At 30.7% G+C, this 3,822-nt stretch carries 4 protein-coding genes; all 4 read left to right on the plus strand.

The annotated features are described in order from the left end of the window. Positions 1-541 precede the first annotated feature (541 nt). Positions 542-799, plus strand: coding sequence for a helix-turn-helix transcriptional regulator (locus ABWO41_RS16440; protein ID WP_353140353.1), 258 nt, complete (start codon positions 542-544; stop codon positions 797-799). Positions 800-825: 26 nt separating this feature from the next. Next, positions 826-1,305, plus strand: coding sequence for a DEAD/DEAH box helicase family protein (locus ABWO41_RS16445; protein ID WP_353140355.1), 480 nt, complete (start codon positions 826-828; stop codon positions 1,303-1,305). 85 nt (positions 1,306-1,390) lie between these two features. Next, a complete protein-coding gene (gene dptF, locus ABWO41_RS16450; RefSeq protein ID WP_353140357.1) occupies positions 1,391-3,124 on the plus strand; it encodes a DNA phosphorothioation-dependent restriction protein DptF in 1,734 nt (577 codons plus the stop codon). After that, positions 3,121-3,822, plus strand: a 702-nt coding sequence (gene dptG / locus ABWO41_RS16455) for a DNA phosphorothioation-dependent restriction protein DptG (RefSeq protein WP_353140359.1), incomplete at its 3' end; no start/stop codon positions are given. The genes dptF and dptG, both read left to right, overlap by 4 nt.

The following is a 3,822-nucleotide window of genomic DNA, read 5'->3' on the forward strand; positions in this document are numbered from 1 at the left end:
GTGCCAAAGCAATGTGGTACTGTATATACGGCGGTGGCTTTTGTTTATAGCGGACTGTTACCCTACTACCATACGGTTAGGCTGTTGGCGTATATACATTTTGGTGCAGGAGCAACAAAAAGAAAAGCTTTAGCACTGCATTAAGGTGGATGAGTTATGACGGTATGTACAAATTTCGTTCTCATAAATAAGATTTTTATATGGTTATGGAACGATGCCTTTCAATTAAGTTATTGAGGAAAGTAAGGACGAACTTCAAAACTTTGAAAGTGGTACCGCTAAGAACCTCTACGAAAATCGTAGTTCCACAAAGAATTACATGAGGTTCGCCCTATTAGAATTATACAAAAATAGTAAAATCTAATAGATAAGTGGCGAACTCATATCATCTCATGTGGAATTTAGCGGTTTTCTTTCATGAGAGACATCATCATATTAAAAATGGCAAAGCCGTCTTTAATATTATTAGTCGCAATAATAATATACACAAATATATAAAGTTTTACGTTAAACGAAAAACTTTTTTGCAAAAATTTTTATAATGGTTAAAAATAATTTAAAGGAAGTTTTTAAAAAACACAAAGTTACAAATAGAATGCTAGCAAAATATTTCAAAAAATCTGAATCTACCATATCCCTCTGGAGAAACAATAAGAGACAACCTTCTCTACATCAGATCTACGAAATAGCTAAATTACTACGAATTAATATTCATGAACTTATAGTATCGACTACTTGGGAAGGTACTGATTTTGAAACATATGCTCAGTTTGCTGAAAGGATTAAAGAAAAGAAATAGATTAAAATACTTATAAAACAATAAAAATGAAATTTTTTGTAATATCAGGAGCCGAAGACACAGGCAAAACTACTATCCTAAACCATATCGGCAATTGGTTAACCGAGGTTAAAGGTTATAAAGATGTTGGAGAAATAACTCCTGTTTTTTTTGAAAGAGATGAACAAGGAAAGATAAAAGACATATACTACGTATTAACAAATAATTTTTTAAAAGTTATAACCATTTCAGCTACAGATGATGAAGAATGTCTTAATATCTTATTAGAAGCACTAAAAATTCATGCAGACGCAGATATTGTAATTACTACTTGTAGAGACATACATGATCCCCGTAGTTATTTTATTAACCACGTAAAACCAAAATCTTCTTTTTATTTAGAAGTTCCTGTGGCAAAGGTTAATAGAAGAAATGAAGAATATAAAAAAGAATCATTAGAATGGTATTATGATAGTGTTTTCAATTTAAGTAGATATATTTTAGAAACTGATGATTTTAGAGTTTAATTTATTGATTGAGAGGGGCGCAGATTTTGAGAGTCATCAAACTTGTGCTAAGTAGTTAAAATAATTTAAAAACACTGAGTAAAAAATGACATGTCACCCTATAATAAATGAACTACAGAAACTCAAAGAATCTTCTCGTTACGCCATTGCGCAAGGAGGAAAGTATGATTTGGATAGTTTCAAAAAGTACCTGCATATTGAAAGGGAAGTTGAAAGCAGATTAAAAAATATTATCGTTCAAAGTAGCATAATTCATCACTCTCAATTAGTTTTGGTGTGTGGAAATGTTGGAGATGGTAAGTCTCATATTCTCTCCTATCTACATAATGAAATTCCAACTGAAATAGGTAAATTTCAAATTCATAACGATGCTACGGAATCCCACAATCCCAATGAATCCTCAAATGATACTTTATACCGAATTTTAGATAGCTTTAAAGATATAAGTATTAAAGAATCAAATTCAAAATTGATTCTAGCAATTAATCTTGGAACTTTGAGTAAGTTTATGGAAGAACATGGGTCTGAATTTCAACACTTAGCCTCGTTTATAGAAGAACAAGCCATTTTAGATAATGCAATGGTTAGTTTTAAAGACTTTAATCAGGAAAGTCACTTTCATCAGATTAATTTTACAGATTACCATTTATACTCACTTACAGAAAACGGTCCTATTTCAAACACGATAACAGAATTAATGGATCGAATTGTTACTCCTTCGGAAAGTAATGTTATCTATAAAGCATATGATAAAATCAAAGATCATTCCGAATTTTATAGATGTCCAGTAAGGCTCAATTATCAATTTTTATTCAATCCCCAAAACAGAAGGTTGATAGAACAATTAATTATTCAATCCATTGCCCAAAGTAAAGAAATCATATCTGTTCGTTCATTGCTCAATTTTATCCACGACTTAATTGTACCAGTACAATTATCTTCTGTACCCAATATTGATCAATTGAATGTTATTCACAATCTATCTGACACTGAATTCCTAAGATGTTTGATCCCAAATTATATTTTTGAACATGCCGATTTATCAAATTTATTTGCAAGACTTACTGAATTAGACCCATGTAACTTTCGAAATGACCAAACAGACGAAAAACTGTTGAAGTTGCAAAGTATTGATCATCCATCTGAATTATTTGCTTCAGATATTGAACCAGAGTTACATCGAGAAGTGCTACAGTACATTAAAATGGAAGGAATAGACAGAGATGTTATCTCTAGATATTTCTTGAGATTGAGTTTTTTTCAAAATGGGAATGTTTTTGAGAATAGCGAATTCCAGGAATATATTACCTGGCTTTTCCATTTCAATAAAGGCAATTCTAAATATTTAAGCAAACTTTATGACTTAGTCGAGAATGCAGTGAAAAAATGGTACGGAGATCCAAAGAAAGGAGATAAAGTAGTTTTAAAACTTGGAAGAAGGCAAAATAAATATCGTGTCTTTAAAGATTTTTCTCTAACTCCCAAACCAGACATTCCGAATGAAAGTCAAGATCTAATTTTACACCAGTTCATTCAGGAGTTTTTTGTATGTTACGCATCTCCTAGTCTAACAGGGCAGGATATTCGAATAGCAATTGATTTCAGTTTGTTTAAAACCTTGAAGATGATTAATAAGGGCTATCGACCAAATAAAAAAGACAATAATAATTTTATCTACTTTGTCTTTTTTATTAATGAAGTAATTCAGGGAAATCACCAGAACACGTTGTACATCGATGAAGTAAATGTAGGTCAGCCAATTGATTACAAGCTTACAAAAAACCCGTTTGGGGGTTACAAATTTGAATTGGTATCATGAAAAAAATTGAATTATTAAAAAAAGGAAAAAACGGACTGGAAGGACGTCTAATACAGTCAAACGGTTTTTTTCACAAACAAGGTTACAAAATAAATATTTTTCCTTTCAAAACATCACCTGGAATTGTATTTAAAGCTGACTTTGTCTCTTTTCAGGGGATCATGGGAGAAGTAATACGTTTGACACAAAATAAGGAATTAGATAAACCAAAAAGTAACGCAGACTATAAAACAGAGCTGAAACAAATCATCCTAAAAAATGCAATTGACAAAGTTGATACAGTAGAGAAAACAGAATTGGAGGACATTCTTAGTAAAGTATATTTCGAACCTGATAATGGTCTGTTTAAATATGATTTTCATGTAATTTCCTACATGAATTTTATAAATAGTAATACTGCCATCAAGGATGTTCCTGTCTTTATTTCTGATGTCTTCATTCAAAACGATGAACGATTTAAAACTCTTTTGTATAATAGTGAAAGTGAAAATATTTTAAATCAGCTTATTTCAGATTCTTTGCCGATGCAGTTAAACAAGAAAGAAACGAAGCGCGATAAGCAAATTTTCAAGAATATGCTTCCATCTGTTACAAAAGTATTTCACGATGATTTTAATTTTTTATTAGTCAACAAACATTATTTTTTAGAGAACTTTGAATTATTTTTTAAATATTACTATTTCTTTTATTTTACACAG

This window comes from Pseudopedobacter sp., assembly GCF_040392825.1.
In the GTDB taxonomy this organism is placed as follows: Bacteria; Bacteroidota; Bacteroidia; order Sphingobacteriales; family Sphingobacteriaceae; genus Pseudopedobacter.